Origin of the sequence: Nesterenkonia flava (assembly GCF_031432335.1) — a bacterium.
Classification (GTDB): Bacteria; Actinomycetota; Actinomycetes; order Actinomycetales; family Micrococcaceae; genus Nesterenkonia; species Nesterenkonia flava.
In genome coordinates this window covers 55,555-79,969 of record NZ_JAVKGT010000006.1, presented here as the reverse complement: position 1 = coordinate 79,969, position 24,415 = coordinate 55,555, and the positions used below count along the sequence as shown (strand labels likewise).

Sequence of the window (24,415 nt, the reverse complement as noted above, 5' to 3'; positions counted from 1 at the left end):
TGCATTGAACCGAATGGTACATCACACCACTGGGGACCACATCCCCGTGCCCAGCGCGTGCTCCCACCACGAATGCTAGCGGCGGGAGAACGCTGCGTCGAAGGCTGCCGCCGAGGGCGCGAAGGCGTGCGTGCGCACGAACTCCAGCGCCTGGGGCGCCCCGAGGAGCCGGTCCATCCCGGCGTCCTCCCACTCTACGGACAGCGGGCCTCGATAGTCGATGGCATTGAGCATCCGGAAGGCATCCTCCCACGGCACGTCTCCGCGCCCGGTGGAGATGAAGTCCCACCCCCGGCGCGGGTCCGCCCAGGACAGATGCGACGAGAGCCGGCCGTTGCGTCCGTTGACCAGCCGACGCTTCGTGTCCTTGCAGTGCACGTGATAGATCCGGTCCTGAAAATCCCACAGGAAGCCCACCGGGTCGATGTCCTGCCAGACCATGTGGGAAGGATCCCAGTTCAGCCCGAAGGCCTCGCGGTGCCCGATGGCTTCCAGCGCCCGCTGCGTGGTCCAGTAGTCGTAGGCGATCTCGGAGGGGTGCACCTCGTGGGCGAACCGCACACCCACCTCGTCGAAGACGTCGAGGATCGGATTCCACCGGTCGGCGAAGTCCTGGTAGCCGGCGTCGATCAGCTGCTCAGAGACGGGCGGGAACATTGCTACGTACTTCCAGATGGCGGAGCCGGTGAAGCCGGTGACCGTGGTGACCCCCAGGCGCGCAGCGGCCCGCGCGGTCATTTTCATCTCCTCGGCCGCGCGCTGACGCACCCCTTCCGGGCCCCCGTCGCCCCAGATGCGGTCCGGCAGAATGTCACGGTGACGGGCGTCGATGGGGTCATCGCAGACCGCCTGCCCCTTGAGGTGGTTGGAGATCGCGTAGACCTTGAGCCCGTTCCGGGCGAGGATGTCCAGCCTGTTCTGGACGTACTCATCATCATCGGCGGCGCGCCACGGATCCAGATGATCCCCCCAGCAGGCGATCTCCAGGCCGTCATAGCCCCACTCGCCCGCCAGGCGCGCCACCTCCTCGAAGGGCAGGTCAGCCCACTGGCCGGTGAACAGGGTGATGGGTCGGGACATAGTAATCAGCTCCGTTCGGTCGGGGAGTTCTGGCGTGCGTGAGAGGTCCGCGAGTTCTCGCGGACAGACGGTACAGCGCTGTCGCCGTGCAGTGCCTGCCCGGTCGGATCGGGGGCGGGGTCCCCGTCCGTCTCCACGGGCGTCCAGGTGCTGCGTTCAGCGCTGGAGCGTTCGACGGCGTCCAACACGCGTTGGACGTGCAGGCCCTCCTGGAAGGAGGGTGTGGGCTGCTCGCCTGCGGCGACGGCATGAACAAAGTCGACCACCTGATGGGTGAATCCGTGCTCGTAGCCGAGCCCGTGTCCAGGAGGCCACCAGGCCTGAACGTAGGGATGGTCCGGCTCAGTGGCCAGAACCCGCGTAAACCCGGCAGTCCGTCCCGGCTCCCCCGCGTCGTAGACGTGGAGGACGTTCATGTCTTCAAAATCGAAACTGAGGGCGCCCAGGCTGCCGGTGACTTCGATACGCATGGCGTTCTTTCGCCCCCAGGCGAAGCGAGAGGCTTCCAGCACCACAGGGGCCCCCGAGCTCAGGCGACCCATGGCGAGAGCGGCGTCGTCGACGGTCACCGCCCCGTAGCCCTCGCCGGACCGGCCCCCCAGCCCCGTCCCGTTGTGCTCGCTGCCGTCCGCACTCGCTTCCGCCGGCAGGGGCCGTTCGGACACGAAAGTTTCCAGCATTCCGGAGACCCCGGCGAACCGCTCTCCGGTGAGGAAGCAGGTCAGGTCGATGATGTGGGCACCGATATCGCCCAGTGCCCCCGACCCTGCGCGTTCACGCTGGAGTCTCCAGGTCAGCGGTGAGCTCGGATCCGCCAGCCAGTCCTGCAGGTACTGGGCCCTGACCTGGCGCACCTGACCGATGCGCCCCTCGGCGATGAGCTCACGGGCCAGTTGCAGGGCGGGAACCCTCCGGTAGGTGAAGCCGACCATAGAGCGGACGCCGCGGGCGGCTGCATGGTCAGCCGCCCGCGCCATCTGCTCCGCCTCGGCCACCGAGTTAGCCATTGGCTTCTCCACCATGACGTGCTTTCCCGCCTCCAGCGCGGCCAGGGCGATCTCGGCGTGGGAGTCCCCGGGGGTGCAGATGTCGACCACGTCGATATCGTCGCGCTCGATCACCTCGCGCCAGTCCCCTGTGGTCTCTGACCACCCCAGCTGGGCCGCGGCCTGCTGGGTCCGGTCGGGATTCCGGCCCACCAGGAGACTCATTTGCGGGTCCAGGGGCAGATCAAAGAAGCGACCTGCGGTGCGCCACGCCTGGGAATGGGCACGGCCCATGAAGGCGTAGCCGATCATCGCCACCTTCAGCGGCTGGGGGGAGGTGCCGGTCATGGTGCAGTCTCCTAGGACTCGAAGGCGTAGGGCAGGTACTGCTCGACGTTCTCCGCAGTGACCACGGGAGCGTAGAGCTGGATCTCACGGGGAACTTCGACCTGGACGAGATCACCCATCGCCCGTCCCTGGGCCAGCAGGCGGGCCAGTCTGATCCCGTCGGCGGCCTGAGTGGAGGGATAGATCACCGTGGCCTCTACAACGGACTCTCCGGACTGGATCTCGCGCATCATGTTGGCTGAGCCGGCGCCGCCGACCATGAAGAACTCGTCGCGTCCGGCATTCTCGATCGCCGCCAGCACGCCCACGCCCTGATCGTCGTCGTGATTCCAGATGGCGTCGATTTCGGGAGCTGCCTGCAGCAGGTTCGATGCGGCAGACTCGCCGCCCTGGACGGTGAAGTCGGCAGCTACGCGGTTGGAGACCTCCAGCCCGCAGTCCGAGAGCGCATCCTCGAAGCCCTGGCTGCGTTCCTGGGTCAGGGGCAGGGAGTCGATGCCGGCGATCTCCGCGACGACGGCGTCGGGGTTGTCTCCCAGTCGCTCACAGATATAGGTGCCCGCTGAGACGCCCATACCGTAGTTGTCGCCCAGAATGGTGGTGCGGGCGGCGAAGGGGCTGGAGAATTCGCGGTCCACGTTCACCACGGGGATGCCGGCCTCCATCGCCTGCGTCGCGACCTCCGTGAGCGCCGCACCGTCAAAGGGAAGCACGACGATGGCGTCGACGTCGTCGTTGATGAACTGTTCGATCTGGCTGATCTGCAGGTTCACGTCATCCGTGCCCTCGGAGACCCGTAGATCCACATCCTCGAACTGGTCCCCCTGCTCGACGGCGGCCTGGGTGATGGCACCCATCCAGCCGTGGCCGGCGGCCGGTCCGGAGAAGCCGATGACGACGTCCTCTCCCGGTTCAGCATTGTCCCCGGCCGGGGCGGCCTCCGGGGGAGCGTCGGAGTCGGCGCTGGCGGTCTCGGGGTCGTTGGACAGGCAGCCGGTGGCAAGCACGGCAGCTGAGGTGAGCGCGGTGACAGTAAGCCACCAGCGGCGGGTTGAGCGGGACATGATTCCTCCTTGAATCCTTGCGTGGATGGTGCGTGGTGAGGGACGAGCGGACTGCGACGAGCACACCTCAGGTGCGCCGGTCGCGGGCGAAGCGCTGCTGGAGCAGCACGGCGAGGACGATGATGGCGCCCTTGACCAGTGCCTGGACGGACTGATCGAGGTTGTTCTGGATGAAGACGTTGGTCAGCACGGCGAAGACCATCACGCCCAGCACGGTGCCGAAGATGGTGCCGCGCCCGCCGACCAGCAGCGTGCCGCCGATGACCACTGCGGCGATCGCGTCCAGCTCATACAGATAGCCGTGGGTGGAGGAGCCGGCGGTGGTGCGGGAGAGCATCATGACCGCACCGATGCCGGCGCACAGTCCGGCCAGGGCGAAGACAGCGACCAGATGCCGGTCAACACGGATACCGGCCAGGCGAGCTGCCTCGGGATTTCCGCCGATGGCGATGGTGCGGCGTCCGAAGGTGGTGCGGTTCAGCAGGAACCATCCGGCCACCGCCACTAGGGCGAAGATCCACACGATGATGGGAATCCCCAGGACGTCTCCACGCAGCGCGTCGAGGAAGCCCTGAACTCTGACGATCTGCGTCTGGCGACCAGAGATCACCTCGGCGAAGCCTCGCGCAGCCACCAGCATCGCCAGGGTGGCGATGAACGGCACCACCCGCCCATAGGCGATGATGAGCCCGTTGATGATGCCGGCCCCCGCGCCCACCGCGAGTGCGGTGAGCACCATGAGGCTCCAGTGATAGTCGTTGGCCAGCGCTTGGGTGCCCAGCGTGGAGGCCCAGACGGTGGCCAGGCCCATGACCGATCCCACCGAAAGGTCGATTCCTCCGGCCGTGATCACAAAGGTGACTCCGATGCTGATGACGCCGATGACCGCTGCCTGCCGCAGGATGACCATGAGGTTGTCGAGGCTGACGAACCTGTCACCACCGGTGAGCACGCCCAGGGTGATGAGTGCGGCGAGCGCAAGGATCAGGCCGAGGCTGTGCCCGACGCTCAGACGGGTTCGCCGGGGTCCTGCATCCGCGGGCCCCGCGGGACTGAGATCGCGGTCCACGGAGGGCTGCTGCGGTCCGCTCTCGGCGCTGGTATTGGTGCTCATGCCTGGCTTCCTTCCATGACAAGGTCAAGGACTCTGGACTCATCGATCTCGGTGGCGGGCCCCGTGTGGACGACTCGCCCGTCTGCCACGACCAGCACGCGGTCGGCCAGGCCGAGGACCTCCTCGATCTCGCTGGAGACCAGCAGCACCGCAGCGCCTCGGGAGGTCAGTTCGCGTATGAGGGTGTAGATCTCCGCACGGGCGCCGACGTCGACTCCTCGGGTGGGCTCGTCCAGCAGCAGCACCTGGCAGCCGTGGACCAGCCAGCGGGCCAGCATGGCCTTCTGCTGATTTCCGCCTGAGAGGGTGCGAATCCTGCGCTCCACATCCGGTGGCGAGATGCTCAGGGACTCCGCCTGCTCACGGGCTGCGGAACGTTCGGCCGACTCTGAGAGGAGCCCGGCGCGCGCGAACCGGGAGAAGGTTGAAAGAGTGATGTTGCGGTAGACCGGCTCATCCAGCAGCAGCCCCTGGCTCTTGCGCTCTTCCGGCGCCAGACCCACGCCGTGGGAGACTGCATCAGGCACAGATCCCGGCCGGAGACGACGTCCGGCCACGGTGACGACGCCGGAGGTGGGTCGGCGGGCGCCGTAGACGGCTTCGAGGATCTCCGACCTGCCCGCGCCGACCAGCCCCGCGAGCCCGAGGATCTCCCCCGGGCGGACCTGGAAGGACACAGGTTCGAAGACCCCCTCTACCGTGAGCTCCTCCACACTCAGCAGCGGCTCCTGCTCGATCGCCCCGGTGGGCGCGCCGCCGAAGTCCGTGGTGACGTGGCGTCCAGTCATCAGGGAGATGAGTTCCGGCGTCGGAGTCTGGGCCACCTCCAGCCCGGAGGCAACGGTGCAGCCGTCCTTCAGGACGGTGATCCGGTCACCGATTCGGCGTATCTCCTCCAGCCGGTGAGAGATGTAGACGACGGCGACTCCCTGGCGGGTGAGCGAACGGACCACGCGGAAGAGGTTCTCCACCTCTTCGGGGTCCAGGACTGCTGAGGGCTCGTCCATGATGATCAGTCGCGCGTCATAGGAGAGGGCCCGCGCCATAGACACGACCTGCTGCCCCGCAGCGGGAAGTCGCCCACACTCCTGATGAACGGGGATCTCCGGGTGGCCCAGCCGGGCCATGAGCTCCCGGGCGCGGCGGTGACTCTCACGACGGCGAAGCACCCCGCCCGAGGCGAGTTCGTGGCCTAAGAAGATGTTCTCCGCCACGGAGAGCCCTGCCACGATGTCCAGCTCCTGATACATCGTGGCCACTCCCAGGCGCAGAGCAGCCATTGGCGAGGAGAGGGTGACCTGCTCCCCCTGCCAGTGGATCTCGCCGGCGTCGGGCTGGTGCACGCCCGCGAGCACTTTGATGAGGGTGGATTTTCCGGCGCCGTTCTGACCCAGGAGGCAGTGGACTTCGCCCGGCCGGACCATCAGGTCCACACCGTCGAGAGCCTTGGCACCGGGAAAGTGCTTAACGATGCCCTTCATGCGCAGCAGCTCAGGCTGCCGGTCCTCTGTGACCATGATCACAATCTAGGGCTACTTATGACGAGCGTCAAGCAAAAGTTTTTCTGTAGTCGACATATCTGTGCGTTAGACCATGCAGAAGTGCCGGTGGTTTACTGTCATTCATGCCACAGGTCCCGGAGCAGATCGCCTCAGCAGGCACCCTTGAGTCACCGGCCCTGCCCAACAGTGCAGGAAGCCTGTTTCAGCTGTTCCGAGACGGCCAGCCCCATACGCGGGCCTGGCTCGCATCCATGACCGGGCTGGCACGGTCCACGGTCTCCTCGCGCATCGAAGAGCTACTGGCCTCCTCGCTGATCGCCCCCGCGGGTGAGTCCTCCTCAACCGGCGGGCGCCCACCCTCCACCTTCATCCTCAACCCCGGGGCCCGCTGCACAGTCGCCGTTGACCTCGGCGGGACCCACGCACGGCTGGCCGTCACCGACCTGAGCGGGCACATTCTGGCCGAGGAGGACCACGCCCTGGCCATCTCACAGGGACCGGCCGCGGTTCTGGATGCCGTTGCCGACACCGCCGAGCGCCTGCTGGCCCAGGCGGAGCAGTCCCCCTCAGGCGTCCTGGGAGTGGGCATCGGCCTGCCCGGACCCGTGGAGTTCACCACCGGCCGACCGACCAGCCCACCAATCATGCCCGGCTGGGACGGGTTCGACGTTCCCGGTTACGTGCGCGAGCGACTGCCCGTGCCCGTGCTGGTGGACAACGACGTCAACACCATGGCCCTGGGTGAGCACACCATGGTCCACCCGGAGGTGGATCACATGATGTTCGTGAAGATCGCCACAGGCATCGGTTCGGGCATCATCAGCGACGGCCACCTCCAGCACGGCGCTCAAGGAGCCGCCGGAGACCTGGGGCACATCGCAGTACCCGGGGGCGATGATGCCCCGTGCACCTGCGGCAACAGCGGCTGCCTCGAGGCGGTTGCCTCAGGTCCGGCGATCGCCGCACGACTGCGCACATCAGGCCTGGACGTGCCCGACCACGCGGCGCTGCTGGAGCTCGTGCGCGACGGTGAGCCCGAGGCCGTGCGGGCCGTGCGGCAGGCCGGGCGGGACGTCGGCTCCGTGCTGGCCGGCTGCGTCAACCTGCTCAACCCCTCCGTCATCGTCATCGGGGGCGTGGTGGCCACGGCCGGGGAGCACCTGCTGGCGGGCATCCGGGAGACCGTCTACTCCCGCTCCCTGCCGCTCGCCACTCAGCACCTGCGGATCGTGGGTACGCAGACCAGCGGCCGAGCGGGCGTGCTGGGCGCCGCCGCGATGGTGACCCATCACATGCTGGCCGCTCCGCAGGTGAACGCTCTGCTGAGTTAATACGCCGTGTGACACAACGCCGACGCGTGCCGACGGCGTTGGTATATGTTCAGGGAAACGACCGTTTCCAGGAGCATACGCGTGAACACTGTGCTGAACGTATTTGATCTAGTCCCGCGATCAGCCGGCCAGAGACCGGAGGAGGCGATGGCCGCCAGCCTGGAGCTGGCGCGCCGGGCCGAGGACTACGGGTACCACCGCCTGTGGTTCGGCGAGCATCACCTCAATCCCGGGGTAATGGGCTACTCCCCCGCGCTCGTGATGGCCCTGGCCGGAAGTGTGACCACTCGCCTCCGCGTAGGCTCCGGAGCCGTACTGGCCGGAGCCCGCAGCGCGCTGAGCATCGCAGAGGAGTTCTCCCTGCTTCAGGCTGCCCTGCCTGGTCGGATTGATCTGGGCCTGGGGCGCAGTCCGGTGCGACGTCCGCCCCACGGCAAGAGGCCCTCTGCAGGGTCCGCCTCCGCGCACACCCCGCGAGGCAGGCCTCCGACACAGCCGCTTACCCATGCGGCCCGAGACCGCATCAGCACGGAGGGACTACTACTTCCCGCGGCGCCGGACCTGAGTCACCTGCTTGCTTCCGAGCGCTACGCCGCAACGGCCGAGCTGCTTGCCCCGCCCGCGGATAGCCCTCCCTACGCTGAGTTCATTGACCAGGTCCGCAGTTTCTTAGACCACACGGCGCAGGTCAGCGGCTCGCCTCTGCCCGATGCCACCCAGGACACGGACGGCACGCCGCAAGTCTGGGTGCTGGGCAGCTCTGCCGGCGAATCGGCGGAGGCGGCCGGAAGGAGGGGTCTGCGTTTCGGTGCCAACTATCACGTGGCCCCCTCGAACGCCCTCGACGCCGTCGAGCACTACCGCTCCCACTTTGTTCCGCACGAGCACCTGGAGCGCCCCACCGTGATGGTCTCAGCAGAGGTGCTCGTGGCGGATTCTCACACCGAGGCCGAGCGCCTGGCTCACGGCTACGACACATGGGTGCACAGCATCCGCAGCGGCGAAGGCGCCATCCCCTATCCCCGCCCCGGTGAGGCTGCAGCCCTCACCGGGGACCAGCGCCGCCTGGTGGAGGACCGCGTACGGACCAGGTTCGTGGGCACGCCCGGAGAGGTCATCGAGCACCTGCGGGTTCTCCAGCGCGCCACGAGCGCCGATGAACTGCTCATCAGCACCATCACCCACGACCCTGCGGCGCGACTGCGCTCCTATGAGCTGCTGGCCGAGTCATGGGATGCAAAGGCCCCGCGTACATAAACCGAAATATTTATTTTATGTTCACGCCAACGGTGTTAGCGTGACAGTGTCACGAGTTCCGGTGGAAAGCCCTGGCTGGCCGGACAGCAACCCTCTTTCACAGTGGGGTGCTCCAGGTGATGACAAGGCTCCTGCGCACGCAGGAGCAAGTGTGAACACTACGGAGGCCACAATGAGCAGCACATCACTGTCAGACGCCGCCGACGGCGGCTTTCATCTGGGCATCAGCCTGCGGGACACCGGCTGGCATCCCGGTTCCTGGTTCAGGATTGCCGACACGGCGGAGATCTTCACCGCGGAGTACTGGGGCCAGCTCGCCGTGGTCGCAGAACGCGGAGAGGCCGACTTCGTCACCTTTGAGGATTCCTTGGGACTGCACCGCAGGGGTCGGCTCGATACCTCGCTAGTGGCCTCCTGGCTGGGAGCCCGCACCGAACGCATCGGGCTGATTCCCACTCTGACAACTACCCATACCGAGCCGTTTCACGTCTCCAAGAACCTGGCGACCCTCGATCACATCAGCACCGGCCGCGGCGGATGGCAGGTCGAGGTCTCGATCACCGATGTTGAGGCCCAGCTGGTAGGGCGAGGCCACCCCGATCCGCAGCTCCATCCTGAAGGCTCCGCTTCCCGGGCCGCGGCACTCTTTGCCGAATCGGAGGAGGTGGTCGACGTCGTCCGCCGCTTGTGGGACTCCTGGGAGGACGACGCTGAGATCCGCGACGTCTCCTCCGGCCGCTTCATTGACCGCGAGAAGCTGCACTACATCAACTACGAAGGCAGCCGTTTCTCGGTCAAGGCTCCCTCCATCACACCGCGCCCGCCGCAGGGACAGCTTCCCGTGGCCTACAAGGGACAGAGCGAACCGGTGATCAAAGCAGCGGCCACCAGTGCAGACATCCTGTTCCTCCAGCCCGGTTCCCCCGGACGAGCACAACAGCTTCTCGAGGAGGTCCGCACAGTTGAGGCACTCTTCGCCCGAAGGCTTCCCCCGCTGAAGGTCTATGCCGATCTGCCCGTGCTTCTGGAGGACTCGCTGCCGCAGGCCCGAGGGCGCTGGGAGACTCTGGAGAGTCTCGCCGAGTCCGCAGGCGACTTCGATGACGGCGCTCTCGTCACTGACCCGGCAGGCGCTGTGGAGGCCATCAGCACCTACCGGAATCTTGGCTTCAACGGCGTGCGGCTAAAACCCGCCGAGCACCAGGAAGACGTGGCGGCCATCTCTGAGCTTCTGCTTCCGGCCCTGCGCAGCGCCGGCGTTCTGGCAGCCGCTCCGGAAACGCCCCTCACCCTGCGGCAGCGGCTGGGGCTGAACCAGGCCGTCAACCGCTACGCCCCGGCCCTGGCAGGAGGCCAGCAGTGAGCACCAGCACGCGCACCGGCACCTACACTCGTCAGGACGGACCGCCCCAGGTCATCCTGGGCGCCCATTTCCCGGGCGTGAACAACACCACCGTATGGTCCGATCCCGCCTCCGGCAGCCACATCGACTTCGAGTCGTTTCGGACCTTCGCGCAGATCGCTGAAAGCGGCAGGTTCGACTTCCTGTTCCTCGCCGAGGGGCTGCGACTGAGGGAGCAGAAGGGAAAGATCCACGATCTCGACGTCGTCGGGCGCCCCGACACGCTCCCGGTGCTGGCCGGACTGGCAGCGGTCACCAGGCGCCTGGGCCTGGCGGGCACCATCAACGTCACCTTCAACGAGCCCTATGAGGTGGCCCGCCAGTTTGCGACTCTGGACCACCTTTCAGCGGGTCGGGCGGCGTGGAACGTGGTCACCAGCTCCGACGCCTTCACCGGGGAGAACTTCCGCCGCGGCGGCTATCTGCCCCACGATCAGCGCTACGTCCGAGCTGAAGAGTTCGTCCGCGCCGCGGCAGCGATCTGGGACTCCTGGCAGGGGCGGGAGCCTGAGCAGTTCGTCTACCGCAGCAGCCAGTTCGACATCACCGGCCGGCCAGCTGTGCCGAGTCCGCCCCAGGGCCGCCCGGTGATCTTCCAAGCGGGGGACTCGCACCAGGGGCGAGACTTCGCTGCGCGCAATGCTGACGCGATCTTCACCCGTCACAGCACGCCTCAGGCGGGGAGACAGTTCTACTCCGACGTCAAAGCGCGCGCCACCCGGGCGGGCAGGGACCCGGAGAACCTGAAGGTCCTGCCCGGAGTGAGCTTCGTCATCGGTGACACCGATGCCGAAGCCGAGGAGCTCGCCGCCCACGTGCGCAGTCAGCAGGTCAGCGGACAGACCGCGCTGCTGATTCTGGAGCGCCTCTTCAACCGCGACCTCTCGGCCTATGACCCGGACGGGCCGCTGCCGGACATCGAGCCGGACACCGAAGGGCCCTCGCTCTTTGCCGGCCGGGCTCGCGAGCACGACGACGTCCACGCCGAGATCGCTGCGCTGCGCCGCCTGGCTCGTGAGCGGGGACTGAGTCTGCGCGAGACCGTCATTGCCACACAGGCGCGGCAATCGCTCATCGGCAGTCCCTCCACGGTCGCGGACGCCCTGATCGAGGCCGTGAGCACCAACGTCTGTGACGGCTTCATCCTGGTCCCGCACATCACCCCTGCCGGCCTGGCGCCCTTTGTCGAGAAGGTGGTGCCGATCCTGCAGGAGCGCGGTGCTTTGCGCACTGACTACCCCGAGCGCTCCACGCTCCGAGACCTGCTCGGCATTGCGCCGCCGAGCAGGCAGGAGAGCGCCGAGAACGACGCGCCTGTCTTCGCGTCGGCCGGCCTCTGACCTCTCCTGCCCCACGGGGCGGGCTTCGCCGGGATCTGCATGCCAGCCCGGTGAAGCCCGTCTCCCCGCTCACCCTGTGAATCCCATTCACCGTCAGCCCCACCCGCACCCGGTCTGCGCCCCGCACAGGCCGACGCAGAAGGACCCACATCATGACTCTTGCACCACCGCCACACTCTCGCACCCCTCACCGCCCCTTCTCCGGCTCGCGCCTGCGCGCTCTGGGAGCCGGCATTGGAGTGAGCACCCTCCTCGCGCTGACCGCCTGCGGGGGTGCCGGAGCTCAGTCCCCCGCAGCTGATGGCGGCGGAGATCCCGTCTCCGGAGGAACCCTGCGCTTCGCCGTGGGCTCCGACGCCGGCTGCATCGACCCCCAGCAGGTCGGCAGTAATGACTCCATCTACTCCACGCGTCAGCTCGTGGACTCCCTGACCGACCAGGATCCGGAGACCGGAGAGATCGTCCCTTGGCTGGCACAGGAGTGGGAGATCAACGACGACGCCACGGAGTTCACCTTCACCCTGCAGGAGGGGGCGACCTTCTCCGACGGCACCCCCGTAGACTCCGAAGCGGTGGCGGCCAACTTTGACCGTGCTCTGGACCTGGGGGCTCGCGCTGCGCTGATCGGGGGATACCTACAGGGCTACGAGGGCACCGAGATCGTGGACGAGCGGACCTTCACGGTCACCTTCGCCGAACCCAGCGCCCAGTTCCTGCAGGCCACCTCGACTCACACCCTGGGTATTCTGCACCCCGACACCGTCGCCGCCAGAGATGACGTACGCTGCGAGTCCGTCATCGGCTCGGGTCCTTTTGTCCTGGAGAGCTACACGCCCAACGATTCGATCTCCCTGAGCGCGCGCGAAGGGTATGACTGGGGATCCTCCCTGTGGGAGAACCAGTCTGAACCCTATCTGGACGGCATCGAGTTCACAGTGGTGCCGGAGTCCGGTGTCCGCGCGGGCTCCCTGCAGTCCGACCAGGTCGACGTCATCGGCAACATCGCTCCGCAGGATGAGGCTCAGCTGCAGGCGGCCGAAGCCCAGCTGCTGGCGCGCACCAATCCTGGAATTGCCTTCGGACTGCGTCTGAACCACGATCTGGAGGTCTTCGCCGATGAGGAGGTTCGCGAGGCGATCTCGCTGGCCATCAACCGCGAGGAAATCGTCAGCACCGTCTACACCGCGGATACGCCTGCTGCCACGAGCATCCTGTCCTCCACCACTCCCGACCACGCAGACCTCTCCGAGCATCTGGGCCACGACCCGCAGCGCGCCGACCAGCTGATCGCTGAGGCGGGCTACGAACGCACCGACGACGGCGGCTGGGAGCGCGACGGTGAGCCCCTGGAGTTTGAGATTCTCTGGTTCAACAATGCGGCCACCAACGCCCCCACCCTGGAGCTGATCCAGCAGCAGCTGGCCGCCGTCGGCATCGGTGTTAGCCTGCAGGAGGGTCAGGTCGCCGAGTGGCAGACCCACTTGAGCGAGGGGACCTTCGAGACCAACTGGGGCAACATCACCCGGGCGGATCCCGACATTCTGCGCACCACCTATCACACCGATCTCGCCAACAGCTATCGCCTGGAGCCCTCCGCATTGGATGACCTGCTTCTCGAGCAGGCCGCCGCCACGGACCCCCAGGAGCGCGCCGAGCTGGTGGCCCAGGCTCAGGAGCATCTGGTCACTGAATACCTGGAGATTCCCGTGGTGGATCTGACCACGGTGCTTGCCGCCCGCGCCGAGGTGCACGGAGTGCGGTTCGACTCCGGGTCACGCGTGCATCTGAACGACGTGTGGATCGAGGACGCAGAACAATGACCCGCTACATCGTTCTGAGGGTGCTGCTGGCCGCAGGGGTGCTGTGGGCCGCCTACACGGTGACCTTCGCGATTCTCTACATCATTCCCGGAGACCCGGTCTCGGCCATGCTGGCAGGCGGCCTCGACAACGGGGCAGTCTCCGCCGAGCGTCTCGAAGAACTGCGGGAGGCCTACGGTTTCAACGACCCGCTGCCCCTCCAGTACGCCTCCCACCTGTGGGCCGCAGTTCAGGGAGATCTGGGCACCTCGGTCCAGACCGGTCAGCCGGTGAGCACTGCCGTGGGTCAGGTCCTGCTCCCCACCGTGGAGCTCTCCGCAGCGGCACTAGCGATCGCCCTGGTGCTGGGCGGCGGCATTGCCCTGGTGGCCACCTACACGCACTCTGGCTGGTTGCGCGAGGCGCTGCTGGGCATTCCGCCCGTTGCGGTCTCGCTGCCCACCTTCTGGATCGGACTGGTGCTCATTCAGTGGTTCAGCTTCCAGTGGGGCATCTTCCCCGCCATAGGCGATGACGGGATCCGCTCTCTGGTGCTGCCCGCTCTCACCCTGGGACTGCCCATCAGTGCACTGGTGGCCCAGGTGCTGGCCAAGTCCCTGCAGGAAGCCGCCCTCGACCCCTACGTCACCACTGCTCGCGCTAAGGGCATCAGCCGGCTCCATGTTCATCTGGGACACGTGCTGCGCAATGCGACCCTCCCCTCACTGACCATGGTGGGGCTCATCGCGGGAAACCTGCTGGCTGGCTCAGTGATCGTCGAGACCGTCTTCAGCCGCCCTGGCCTGGGGCAGTTGACGGTGCAGGCGGTCACTCTCCAGGACCTGCCCGTGGTTCAGGGGGTGGTGCTCTTCGGCGCCGTAGTCTTCATCGCCGCGAACCTGATTGTTGATCTGCTGCTACCCCTGGCCGACCCCCGCGTCACCGTAGGGCGCTCCTACGCCTAGGGCCACGCCTTAAGGAATCCACCATGACCCAGATCGCTGCTCCCTCCGCCCTCAAGCCCGAGCTGCCGGGCACTGATCCCTCAGAACCCCGACCCGAGCCCGCGACCCTTCAGACCGTCCCCGGCAGACCGGACCGTGGCGGGCGCGAACGTTCCCCCGCTCAGGGCCAAGCGGGGCGCACCCGCCGCTGGCTGCGCAGGCCCGGGCTTCTCCTCAGCGCCCTGTTCCTGCTGCTGGTGCTCACCGCGGCTTTCGCGCCGGGAGTGCTCGCCCCGGGAGACCCCTACACCGGTGACAGCTCGCAGGCGCTGCAGCCTCCGGGCACCGCCCACTGGTTCGGCACCGATCACCTCGGCCGGGACCTCTATACCCGGGTGGTGCACGGGACCTCACTATCGCTGCGGACGGCACTGATCGCCGTCGTCATCGCTTTGATCTCGGGGGGAATATTCGGCGTCGCGGCCGGTTTTCTGGGCGGGTGGATCGATCAGGCCATCATGCGGGTCGTGGACGTGCTGCTGGCCATCCCCTCGCTGCTGCTGTCGCTGGCACTGATCTCCGCCCTGGGCTTCGGTTCCACCAATGTGGCGATCGCGGTAGCCCTCGGCTCGGTCGCGACCTTCGCGCGCATCGCCCGCTCCCAGAGTCTGCGCGTGTGCCAGTCCACTTTTGTGGAGGCCTCCCGGTCCCTGGGCTCGCGCTGGCACACCACCCTGCGCAGACATGTGCTGCCCAACGCCGCCGGCCCCATTCTTGCCCTGGCCGTGCTGGAATTCGGCATGGCGATCCTGGCGGTCTCGGCCCTGAGCTTCCTCGGCTACGGCGCGCCCCGGCCTGCCCCGGAATGGGGCTCACTGGTTTCCGAAGGCCGTAACTATATGGCTGCCGCCGGGTGGCTGACCACCCTGCCCGGTCTGGTCATCGCAGCCACAGTCCTATCCATCAACCGTCTCGCCCACGCTCTGGGCGGCGAGCGCAGGAGGTTCTGAGATGACCGAGCAGCTCAACCCGAGCACCTCGCGACGTCTCCTGGAAGTCCGCGGTCTCTGTTCCGAGTACCTCACCGCCGTCGGCGCAGTCCCCGCCCTGCGTAGCGCCGACCTGCACATTGGTCCCGGGGAGAAAGTCGCCCTCGTGGGCGAGTCCGGATCGGGCAAGTCCACCCTCTCCCACGCACTGATTGGTCTGCTGCCGGAGAACGCCCGTCTCACCGGCGGCACCATCCGTTACGGGGGTGAGGACATCACCCGCTGGAGCGACCACCAGTTCCGCAGTCTGCGGGGTGCGCGCATCGGGCTGATTCCGCAGGACCCCACCGTGAGCCTGAACCCGGTGCGCACCATTGGCCATCAGGTGATGGAGGCCATACGCGCCCACCGCAGGATCTCGAAGGCCGCGGCGCGGCAGCAGGCCCAGCAGCTGCTGGACCAGGCCGGCATCGATCGTCCCGCGGTGCGCCTGCGCCAGTATCCTCACCAGCTCTCGGGCGGCATGCGTCAGCGGGTGCTGATCGCGATCGCGATCGCCGGGGATCCGGACCTGCTCATCGCCGATGAGCCCACCTCTGCCCTCGACGCCACCGTGCAGCGGCGCATTCTGGACCATCTGGACGATCTCGCCGCCGCCCGCGGCACCGCGGTGCTGCTGGTGACCCACGACCTAGGGGTCGCCGCCGACCGCGCGGACCGCATCCTGGTGATGAGCCGCGGGCAGATCGTGGAGTCTGGCACCGCCGCTGAGGTGCTCACCTCTCCGCAGGATGCCTATACCCGTCGGCTCGTGGCCAACGCCCCCGGTCTCACCGAACCAGCGTGGGCCCCTGCACCCCTGCCGGAGGAGCCTGAGGTGCTGCTGCGTGCCGAGGGACTGTGCCGCAGCTTCACTCTGCCGGCCCGCCGCGGCGAGCCGCGTCAGAGCATCCGGGCAGTTGACGGCGTGAGTTTCTCCCTGGCCCGGGGCGAGACTCTGGCCCTGGTAGGCGAGTCCGGTTCAGGAAAGTCCACGACCGCCAAGCTCGCGCTGGGCTTGGAGAAGCCCGACGCCGGCACACTCCTCTTCGACGGGCAGGACATCACCGCCCTGCGGCACGGGGACTGGCGTCAGCTGCGACGGCGCGCGCAGCTGATCTACCAGAACCCCTATGCCTCTCTGGACCCTCGGTTCTCCATCGAGCAGATCATCACTGAGCCGCTGGACGCCTTCGCGGTGGGAACCAGAGCTCAGCGGCGGGAGACTGCCGCGCATCTGCTGGACCGAGTGGCGCTTCCGTCTCATGCTTTGGGCCGCAAGCCCGTCGAGCTCTCCGGCGGGCAGCGTCAGCGGGTCGCCATCGCGCGTGCCCTGGCCCTGTCACCGGATCTGGTGGTGTGCGATGAACCGGTCTCCGCCCTCGACGTCTCTGTCCAGGCCCAGGTGCTGGAGCTCATGGCAGAGCTGCAGCAGGATCAGGGCCTGACCTATCTGTTCATCACCCACGATCTAGCCGTGGTGCGGCACCTGGCCCATCGCGTGGCTGTCATGCGCGCTGGCCGGATCGTAGAGGAAGGACCCACCGCCGCGCTCTTCGAGCACCCGCAACATTCCTATACGCAGGAGCTGCTGGGAGCGATCTCTGGCAGGCAGGCTCCCCTCCACATCGCGGAGGTCACGGCATGAGAGCGCTGCTGCGCTGGTGGGTCGGGCAGTATTGGCTCAACAGCTGGGACTCCCTCAGCACCTGGAGTTCCACCCCTTCCGAAAACCCCGTCATCACACATCCCATTCTCAAGTGAGGTTCCATGCCTGCACCCGGTGCACCCCTGAAGAAGCTCGGCTTCCTCACCATCGGCCTCTTCGACCGGGATCGCCCGGTCGAAGGACACACCTCCACCCTGGAGATCATTGAGCTCGGCGAGCGCTTAGGCTTCGACTCGGCGTGGCTGAGGCACCGCCACCTGCAGTACGGCATCTCCTCGCCCATCGCTGTGATGGCCGCGGCTTCCCAGCGCACCAGCCGCATCGAACTGGGAACAGCGGTGACTCCCCTGGCGTGGGAGAACCCGCTGCGGCTGGCTGAGGATCTGGCCACCGTGGATCTGCTCTCCGGTGGCCGCATCAATCCCGGGATCAGCGTGGGCGAGCCCATGCGCTGGGAGAGCGTCCGCTCCAGCCTTTACCCCGACACTTCGGACGCTGAGGACTTCAGCTATACCCGAGCCGAACGTCTCATCCGGCTCATCAGCGGGGAACCCGCCTGGGGTTTCTCCGGAAAAGACGGCATCGTCGAAGAGTTCTCCGAGCGTGTGGAGCCCCACTCCCCCGGTCTGCGGGAGCGCCTCTGGTACGGCGCCGGGAGCCTTCGCTCCGCCCAGTGGGCGGGATCGGCGGGGTTGAACCTCCTGACCTCCTCCGTGGTGCTGGTGCCCCCGGAGCAGAGACACGAGGGAGAGGCTCCCGACTTCGCGCAGATTCAGGCCGAGCAGATCCGGGCTTTCCTCGCCCAGCACCCGCTGGGCGAGCGGGCCCGGGTCTCCCAGGGACTCGTGGTCATCCCCACTGATTCGGCGACTGACGCACAGCGAGAGAAGTACCGGCGCTATGTAGAGGAGCGGACACCGCGCACCCTCACCCCTCAGGGGCCCCGGGGCTTCCTGCCGGCCAAGGATCTTCTGGGCACCAGTGAGCAGATTGCCGCCGCGCTCTATGCCCACGCAGGGTTCCGGGAGGTCGAGGAGGTCGCGTTCGCGCTGCCCTTCAGTTTCTCCCACGAGGACTACGTGCAGATCCTCACCGACATTGCCGAGCACCTGGGCCCTGCTCTGGGCTGGCATCCTCGCCGCGCCTAGCGAGCGCCTCGCCCTCATGGAGCCGGACCACCGGGCCATCGGGGCAGGCTCCTCACTCGGGACAGGCAGGTCAGGCGCGCAGGGCGCGGTCAAGGTCATCCACCAGATGCTCGACGTCTTCAATGCCCACAGAAACGCGCACGGCGTCGGCGGGCGGTGCCTGGGGTGTTCCCCGTGTGGAACCGTGCGTCATGGTGGCAGGGTGGGAGATCAGGGATTCCACCCCGCCGAGACTGACAGAGAGCCCGAACAGCTCGGTGGACTCGGCGGTGCGCCGGGCGGCAGCCTCGCCCCCGGAGACCCGGAAGGTGATGAGTCCTCCGTAGCCTGACATCTGCGCGGCGGCCAGCTCATGGGTGGGATGCTGGGGCAGCCCTGGATAGAGCACCTCCTGTACCCGCGGATGGCCCGTGAGCCACTCGGCGAGGATTCCGGCGTTCTCGCAGTGCTGGCGCATCCGTACTCCCAGCGTCTTCAGCCCGCGGGCTGCGAGGAAGGAATCCTGCGGGCCGGCCACCGCGCCTGCGGCGAACTGCTGGAACCGCACGAGCTCCTCCAGGGCCGTGCCCTCCCACTGCGCCCCGCCGACGACGACGGCTCCACCCAGGACGTCTGAGTGACCTCCGATGTATTTGGTGGTGGAGTGAATGACCGCGTCAGCACCATGGGCCAACGGGGTCTGCAGTGCCGGGGAAGCAAAGGTGTTGTCCACCGCCACCAGGGCCCCGTGGGCATGGGCGATGCGCGACCACGCAGCGATGTCCACCACGGTCAGCAGGGGGTTGGTGGGGGTCTCCAACCAGAGCAGGCGCACCGTGGGGTCGGAGTCCAGCTCGCGCTCCAGATCCCGGGGACTGCTCGGATCCACGAACACCGTGCGCACACCCCAGCGGGCGTAGATCTGGGTCAGCAGCCGGTGGGTGCCGCCGTAGGTCTCCGCCGCAGCAATCACCGTGTCTCCCGGACGCAGGACCGCACGCAGGAAGGCATCCTCGGCGGCGATTCCCGAGGCAAAGGCGAACGCGGCTCCTCCGCCCTCCAGGGCGGCCAACTGCGCTTCGAAGCCGTTGCGGGTGGGGTTGCCGCCGCGGGAGTACTCGTACCCGTTCTTCAGCGTCTCGACACCGTGCTGAGTGAAGGTCGAGGTCTGGTAGATCGGAGGAATGACCGCGCCGGTGAGCGGATCAGGGTCCTGACCGGCATGCACGGCTTCGGTGGCGAAGCCCGGCCGGAGCCGCATCGACGGCCGCGGCGCAGCCGGGACGGAGCGGGTGGGGGTCTCAGGAATCAGCGTCATCAGCGGCTCACCTCTTTCAGTGCCTCTGCGGCGCCGTCCTGCGTGGTCAGATGGTGGTTCTGCGTTTCGGTCAGTCCGGCGCGGTCGAAGGCCTGGCGGAGGTCGCGCCACAGGTCCTCTACGTCCTCGCGCCCCACGGAGAGGCGGATGGTCTGTTCAGTGATGGCGCCGGCCTCACGCAGCGCTTCGGAGAGCCTGCAGTGGGTCATCGACGCCGGATGGGCGACCATGGTGCGGCTGTCACCGATGTTCGCGGCCAGTTTGATGAGCTGCAGAGAATCGATGAAGCGCTCCACCTCTGAGGGGCCGGCGGCGAGTTCAAAGGACAGCACCGCGCCGGTGCCTCGGGGGAAGTCGCGAGCCGCCACTGCGGCATTGGGGTCCTGCGGCAGGCTGGGGTGCCGGACTCGCGCCACACCCGGATGGTCCTGCAGGCGTCGAGCTAGCTCTTCGGCTACTCGACAGTGGCGATCCATCCTCACATCCAGTGTCTCGATCCCCTCGAGGGTCTGCTGGGCATTCCAGGGAGCGGCGCAGGGTCCCAGGTCGTGCAGATACTTGGCGCGAATCAGGTGTAGCACCGCCCCGTCACCGTAGCGCTGGGTCAGCGGCACCCCGCCGAATCGCGGCAGTCCGGCGGTGAACTGGGGCCAGCGGGCAGGGTCAGCCTCGGGACGGAATCGCCCGGTGTCCACCACCGCCCCGCCCAGAGCTGTGCCGTTGCCGGTGAGGTACTTGGTGGTGGAGTGCACCACGAAGTCCGCTCCGTGCTCTCCCGGCCGGAAGAGGTACGGCGTTGCCAGGGTGTTGTCCACCACGAGCGGTATGCCGCCGCGGCGGGCGAGGCCGGCGAGCGCCGCCAGATCCGGAAGGTCGCCGTGCGGGTTGCCGATGGACTCCACCAGCAGCGCCCGTGTGCGCCCATCCACCGCGCGCTCCCATTCGTCCGGGGCGTGCGGGTCCGCCCAGGTGACGGTGATACCCGCTTCGGCCAGCGAGTCGTTGAGCAGATCCGCGGTTCCGCCGTAGATCCGGGAGGAGGCCACCACGTGCCCGGCGGGCACCCCTGGATGGGGCAGGCCGTCTGCGCTCTGCCCCGAGCGCCCCGCCAGAGCCAGAAGCGTCAGCGCGATCGCGGCTTGCCCCGAGGCGGTGGCCACGGCGCCGGTACCACCCTCCAGGGCTGCGAGGCGCTGCTCCAGGAGAGCCACGGTGGGGCTTCCGGTACGTGCGTAGGTGAATCCCGGCTCCCGCTGAGCAAAGGCTTCTCTAGCGTCACGCAGACTGGTGAATTCATAGGCGGCCGCCAGGTGCACCGGGGGCACTACGCCCACCGCCGGGGTCGCTGTGGAGTCCGCGGCACCGGCGCGCGATCCCTGTCCGTGATGGATCTGCCGGGTGCTGAAACAGGAAGGCTCCTGCCGTGAGTGGCTGGAGGGTCTGGGGTGTGCTGTCGCAGACATGCTGCGCTCCTTTGTGAGCCGTGCTTGCCCTCAGGCGGTCTGCCTGCGGCCGGATCGTCATCTGGGGCACCCCATCACCGCGGAAGGGTTGCCGACCGGTCAGCCAGAGCCTTAAGTGAACCGGTACTCGTGATCGCTGTGAACATATTACGGCATGCACGCGATTTATTCACCCCAACATCAGGGCTTCTTCCCCTTCCCCGTCGAATGCCAGTCGTATGTATGAACATTACGCCCCTCTACCGGAATCCCCTCCGAAGGCATAGCATCGGCGTCGTCACCGGTGAAACGAGACGGCGACCACAGACACCCCAAGGAGCATCCATGAGCGATTCCACCCCCGCCTGGCAGTTTGAGACGCAGCAGATTCACGCCGGCGTCGCCCCGGATCCGGTCAGCGGCGCCCGCGCCCTGCCGATCCAGCAGACCACCTCGTTCGTCTTTCCGGACACCGACGCCGCCGCCAAGCGCTTCGGGCTGCAGGAGGTGGCGCCGATCTACAGCCGCATCGGAAACCCCACCGTCGAGGCGGTGGAGAACAAGATTGCCGCGCTGGAGGGCGGCGTCGGGGCTCTGGCCGTGGGCTCGGGGCAGGCTGCCACGACCCTGGCGATCCTCAACGTGGCCGAGGCCGGGGACCACATCGTGGCCTCCCCCTCGCTCTATGGCGGCACCCAGAACCTCTTCAAGCACACCCTTCCCAAGCTGGGTGTGCAGGTCAGCTTCGTCGAGGACCCCGACAGTCCAGAGTCCTGGCGGGCCGCGATCCGCGAGAACACCAAGGCGTTCTTCGCCGAGAGTGTGGCCAACCCCCGTGGGGATGTCCTGGACTTCGAGAATGTCTCGGCCATCGCCCGCGAATACGGGGCACCCCTGATCGTGGACAACACGCTGCCCACCCCGTACCTGCTGCGTCCCATCGAGCACGGTGCCGACGTCGTCGTGCACTCGGCGACCAAGTTTCTCGGGGGCCACGGCACCGCGATCGCCGGGGTCATCGTGGACTCCGGCCGCTTCGACTACACCGCCTACCCGGAGCGCTTCCCCGGCTTCAACCAGCCGGATGAGAGCTATCACGGGCTCGTCTTCGGCCACGACCTGGGTGAGGGTGGCGCTTTCGGCGTGAACCTCTCCTACATCCTCAAAGCACGCGTGCAGCTGCTGCGCGATGTAGGCCCCTCGCTCTCCCCGCACAACGCCTTCGAGATCAACCTCGGCCTGGAGACGCTCTCACTGCGAGTTGAACGCCATGTCTTCAACGCTCAGAAGGTCGCCGAGTTCCTCGAGGCCCACGACGCCGTCATCTCAGTCTCCTACCCCGGACTGGCCTCCAGCCCCTGGCACGAGCGCGCGCAGAGGTACCTGCCCAAGGGTGTGGGATCGGTGCTGGCGTTCGAGGTCGACGGCGGAGCAAGCGCCGGGCAGGCGGTCGTGGATGCTCTGCAGCTGCACTCCCTGGTGGCCAACGTCGGCGATGTGCGGTCCCTGGCCATCCACCCGGCTTCCACCACGCACCGGCAGCTGGCGGAGTCCGAACAGCGCGCTGCGGGCGTCACCCCCGGCCTGGTGCGGCTGTCGGTCGGCATCGAGCACATCGATGACATCCTTGCGGACCTGGATCAGGCGCTCAGCCACGCTCTGTGACCCGCATCAGGGCTAGGCGGCGGCGTCGGACTCCGGCTGCCGCCGCCGCCCGGCAAAGAAACGCAGCAGCGGCAAGCCGATCACTAGCAGAGCCACCACTGCCCAGATGCCGGCAGCGATCGGCTGGGTGACGAAGTAGCTCAGCTCGCCGTTGGCAGCGGTCAGGCCCTGACGGAAGTGCCGCTCCACGAGAGGTCCGATGAGCGCGCCCAGCAGCACCGGCACGATCTGGAAGTTGAAGCGGATCATGCAGAAGCCCAGCACCGCCAGCACCGCGGCTGCGGCGAGGTCGAACCAGCTCAGACGGAAGCTATAAATGCCAGCCCAGCACAGGGCCACCACGCTCGGCAGCAGGATCCAGTTGGGCACGCGCAGCATCGCCACCCAGACCCGGATGAAGTTGATGTTGAGCACCAGGAGCATGACGTTGCCGATCAGCAGCGAGGCGATGAGGCCCCAGAACAGGTCCGGGTGGGAGCTCACCAGCTGCGGGCCGGGCTGGATTCCGTGAACCTGCATGGCCACCAGCATCACCGCGAGGGTTGCAGAGAACGGAAGTCCCAGGGCCAGCAGCGGGATCATGGATGAGGTGGCGGCAGCGTTGTTGGCCGCCTCCGGTCCTGCCAGCCCGGAGATCGCCCCCTTGCCGAACTTCTTCCGGTCCCGGCCCACCAGGGACTCCACCCGGTAGCTGAGCAGCGTGGCGAGAGAGATGCTGGGACCGGGAAGCAGGCCCATGCCGAAGCCGATGCCTCCCCCGCGCAGCCACGGACCAGCGGAGTTGCGCAGGTCATCACGAGTGGGGATCAGGCTGCGCCAGCGCAGCGACCCCACCTTCGGCACCTCTCCGCGGTGGACCAGCAGGCGCAGAATCTCAGCCAGGCCGAACAGACCCACCGCCAGCGCCACGATGCTTACGCCCTGGGAGACCTCGCGCACGCCGAAGGTGTAGCGGGCCGCTCCGCTGATGGCGTCTTCACCCAGGATGCCGAGGAAGAGACCGAAAGCCAGGGGCAGCAGACCCGCGGCGAGCGATCCCCCCATCACCCGAGAGAGCACAATGAGTCCCCCGAGAGTCAGGGCAAAGTACTCCGCGGAGCCGAAGATGACTGCAGCCTGCGCCACGGGGGCCGCTACCGCGGAGAGCAGAATGACACTGCCGGTACCGGCGATGAAGGAGGCGATGGCGATCACGCCTAGCGCCGGCCCTGCCCTGCCCTGCTGAGCCAACGGGTAGCCTTCGAAGGCCGCAACCACTGAGGGGGCCTCGCCCGGCATGTTCAGCAGCACCGAAGTGGTGGAACCGCCGTACATGATGCCGTAGAACATTCCGGCGATCACGATCATGCCGGTCAGCGGATCAAAGACATAGGTCAGCGGCAGCAGGATTGCCGCGCCGGAGACCGGGCCGATGCCGGGCACCAGCCCCATGATGGTGCCCAGCAGCGCACCCACCAGCGCAGCCAGAAGGTGCTCGGGCGTCAGGGCCACCGCGAGGCCGTGGAGCAGCCCCTCCCAGGGACTCATCGCCAGGGGAAGCATCATGGCAGGCGGATTCCCAGCAGTTGCTCGAACAGCAGCCAGATGGCGACGCTCATCAGTGCCATCACCGGCAGGATTCGCCAGCGGAATCGGCCCTCTGCGAGCACGGCGATGATCACCCCGCCGAGGAAGGCGACCGGCAGGAAGCCGGCACTCGGCAGCAGGGCTGCTCCGCCGAGAACGGCAGCCAGAGCCCATAGCAGACGCTTCCAGAGGATCGGCTCACCGGTGTAGGTCGCAGACCGCGCCTCGAGCAGGGCGAGGATCGACGCCACCGCGAGCAAAGCGGCCACCAGCTGAGGGAAGAATCCCGGCCCCGGCCGGTCAAGGGTCCCCAGGGAGTAGTTGGTGAACCCTACCCACGACGTCAGTCCGGCCAGGGCCAGACCGGCGAGACCGGCGACCGCCCAGGGGATGGTCGCCGGTCTCGCCTGCGGCTCGGCCTCGTCTGTGGGAG

General features: G+C 67.4%; 19 protein-coding genes and 2 riboswitches. Of the genes, 10 read left to right on the top strand and 9 right to left on the bottom strand.

Annotation, left to right across the window (positions count from 1 at the left end):
* Positions 1-75 precede the first annotated feature (75 nt).
* From RH857_RS03595 to RH857_RS03575, 5 genes are all read right to left on the bottom strand, one after another.
* The gene (locus RH857_RS03595; protein ID WP_310536610.1) at positions 76-1,080 is read right to left on the bottom strand and encodes a sugar phosphate isomerase/epimerase family protein; all 1,005 of its coding nucleotides are present in this window, start codon (positions 1,078-1,080) and stop codon (positions 76-78) included.
* A 5-nt stretch (positions 1,081-1,085) separates the two neighbouring features.
* Positions 1,086-2,414 carry a Gfo/Idh/MocA family protein gene (locus RH857_RS03590; RefSeq protein WP_310536609.1) on the bottom strand — a complete coding sequence of 443 codons (1,329 nt, stop codon included), beginning with the start codon at positions 2,412-2,414 and terminating at the stop codon, positions 1,086-1,088.
* 11 nt (positions 2,415-2,425) lie between these two features.
* Positions 2,426-3,478 (bottom strand): substrate-binding domain-containing protein, encoded by a 1,053-nt coding sequence (locus tag RH857_RS03585; protein ID WP_310536608.1) that lies wholly within the window; start codon positions 3,476-3,478, stop codon positions 2,426-2,428.
* A 67-nt stretch (positions 3,479-3,545) separates the two neighbouring features.
* A complete protein-coding gene (locus tag RH857_RS03580) occupies positions 3,546-4,592 on the bottom strand; it encodes an ABC transporter permease (RefSeq protein ID WP_310536607.1) in 1,047 nt (348 codons plus the stop codon).
* A complete protein-coding gene (locus RH857_RS03575) occupies positions 4,589-6,109 on the bottom strand; it encodes a sugar ABC transporter ATP-binding protein (RefSeq protein ID WP_310536606.1) in 1,521 nt (506 codons plus the stop codon). Before RH857_RS03575 ends, RH857_RS03580 begins: the two co-directional genes overlap by 4 nt.
* Positions 6,110-6,216: 107 nt before the next feature.
* Between RH857_RS03575 and RH857_RS03570 the strand changes: the two genes are divergently transcribed.
* From RH857_RS03570 to RH857_RS03530, 9 genes are all read left to right on the top strand, one after another.
* Positions 6,217-7,425, top strand: coding sequence for an ROK family protein (locus RH857_RS03570; RefSeq protein ID WP_310536605.1), 1,209 nt, complete (start codon positions 6,217-6,219; stop codon positions 7,423-7,425).
* Positions 7,426-7,470: 45 nt separating this feature from the next.
* Positions 7,471-8,682, top strand: coding sequence for an LLM class flavin-dependent oxidoreductase (locus RH857_RS03565; RefSeq protein WP_310536604.1), 1,212 nt, complete (start codon positions 7,471-7,473; stop codon positions 8,680-8,682).
* 47 nt (positions 8,683-8,729) lie between these two features.
* Positions 8,730-8,840, top strand: a riboswitch (SAM riboswitch).
* 14 nt (positions 8,841-8,854) lie between these two features.
* The gene (locus RH857_RS03560) at positions 8,855-10,045 is read left to right on the top strand and encodes an LLM class flavin-dependent oxidoreductase (RefSeq protein WP_310536603.1); all 1,191 of its coding nucleotides are present in this window, start codon (positions 8,855-8,857) and stop codon (positions 10,043-10,045) included.
* Positions 10,042-11,424 carry an NtaA/DmoA family FMN-dependent monooxygenase gene (locus tag RH857_RS03555; RefSeq protein ID WP_310536602.1) on the top strand — a complete coding sequence of 461 codons (1,383 nt, stop codon included), beginning with the start codon at positions 10,042-10,044 and terminating at the stop codon, positions 11,422-11,424. The genes RH857_RS03560 and RH857_RS03555 overlap by 4 nt, the downstream gene beginning before the upstream one ends.
* A gap of 152 nt (positions 11,425-11,576) precedes the next feature.
* Positions 11,577-13,244: an ABC transporter substrate-binding protein gene (locus RH857_RS03550; protein ID WP_310536601.1), complete on the top strand. Its 1,668-nt coding sequence runs from the start codon at positions 11,577-11,579 to the stop codon at positions 13,242-13,244.
* Positions 13,241-14,188 carry an ABC transporter permease gene (locus tag RH857_RS03545; protein ID WP_310536600.1) on the top strand — a complete coding sequence of 316 codons (948 nt, stop codon included), beginning with the start codon at positions 13,241-13,243 and terminating at the stop codon, positions 14,186-14,188. The genes RH857_RS03550 and RH857_RS03545 overlap by 4 nt, the downstream gene beginning before the upstream one ends.
* A gap of 23 nt (positions 14,189-14,211) precedes the next feature.
* Positions 14,212-15,177, top strand: a complete 966-nt coding sequence (locus RH857_RS03540) for an ABC transporter permease (RefSeq protein WP_044493747.1) — start codon at positions 14,212-14,214, stop codon at positions 15,175-15,177.
* Between the two features lies 1 nt (position 15,178).
* Entirely contained in the window at positions 15,179-16,843 is a 1,665-nt protein-coding gene (locus tag RH857_RS03535; protein WP_310536599.1) for a dipeptide ABC transporter ATP-binding protein, read from the top strand.
* A gap of 122 nt (positions 16,844-16,965) precedes the next feature.
* Entirely contained in the window at positions 16,966-18,012 is a 1,047-nt protein-coding gene (locus tag RH857_RS03530) for an LLM class flavin-dependent oxidoreductase (RefSeq protein WP_310536598.1), read from the top strand.
* A 70-nt stretch (positions 18,013-18,082) separates the two neighbouring features.
* Here RH857_RS03530 and RH857_RS03525 read toward each other — a convergent pair whose 3' ends face one another.
* Together RH857_RS03525 and RH857_RS03520 are read right to left on the bottom strand one after the other, a co-directional pair.
* Complete coding sequence (locus RH857_RS03525) at positions 18,083-19,309, bottom strand: cystathionine gamma-synthase (protein WP_310536597.1); 1,227 nt, start codon at positions 19,307-19,309, stop codon at positions 18,083-18,085.
* On the bottom strand, positions 19,309-20,772 hold the full coding sequence (locus RH857_RS03520) for an O-acetylhomoserine aminocarboxypropyltransferase/cysteine synthase family protein (RefSeq protein ID WP_310536596.1): 1,464 nt from the start codon (positions 20,770-20,772) through the stop codon (positions 19,309-19,311). The genes RH857_RS03525 and RH857_RS03520 overlap by 1 nt, the downstream gene beginning before the upstream one ends.
* 15 nt (positions 20,773-20,787) lie before the next feature.
* Positions 20,788-20,907: riboswitch (SAM riboswitch) on the bottom strand.
* Positions 20,908-21,096: 189 nt separating this feature from the next.
* Here RH857_RS03520 and RH857_RS03515 point away from each other — a divergent pair.
* Positions 21,097-22,416, top strand: coding sequence for a bifunctional o-acetylhomoserine/o-acetylserine sulfhydrylase (locus RH857_RS03515; protein WP_310536595.1), 1,320 nt, complete (start codon positions 21,097-21,099; stop codon positions 22,414-22,416).
* 12 nt (positions 22,417-22,428) lie between these two features.
* Here RH857_RS03515 and RH857_RS03510 read toward each other — a convergent pair whose 3' ends face one another.
* Positions 22,429-23,961 carry a tripartite tricarboxylate transporter permease gene (locus tag RH857_RS03510; protein WP_310536594.1) on the bottom strand — a complete coding sequence of 511 codons (1,533 nt, stop codon included), beginning with the start codon at positions 23,959-23,961 and terminating at the stop codon, positions 22,429-22,431.
* Positions 23,958-24,329 carry a tripartite tricarboxylate transporter TctB family protein gene (locus RH857_RS03505; protein ID WP_310536632.1) on the bottom strand — a complete coding sequence of 124 codons (372 nt, stop codon included), beginning with the start codon at positions 24,327-24,329 and terminating at the stop codon, positions 23,958-23,960. The genes RH857_RS03510 and RH857_RS03505 overlap by 4 nt, the downstream gene beginning before the upstream one ends.
* Positions 24,330-24,415: the final 86 nt, after the last annotated feature.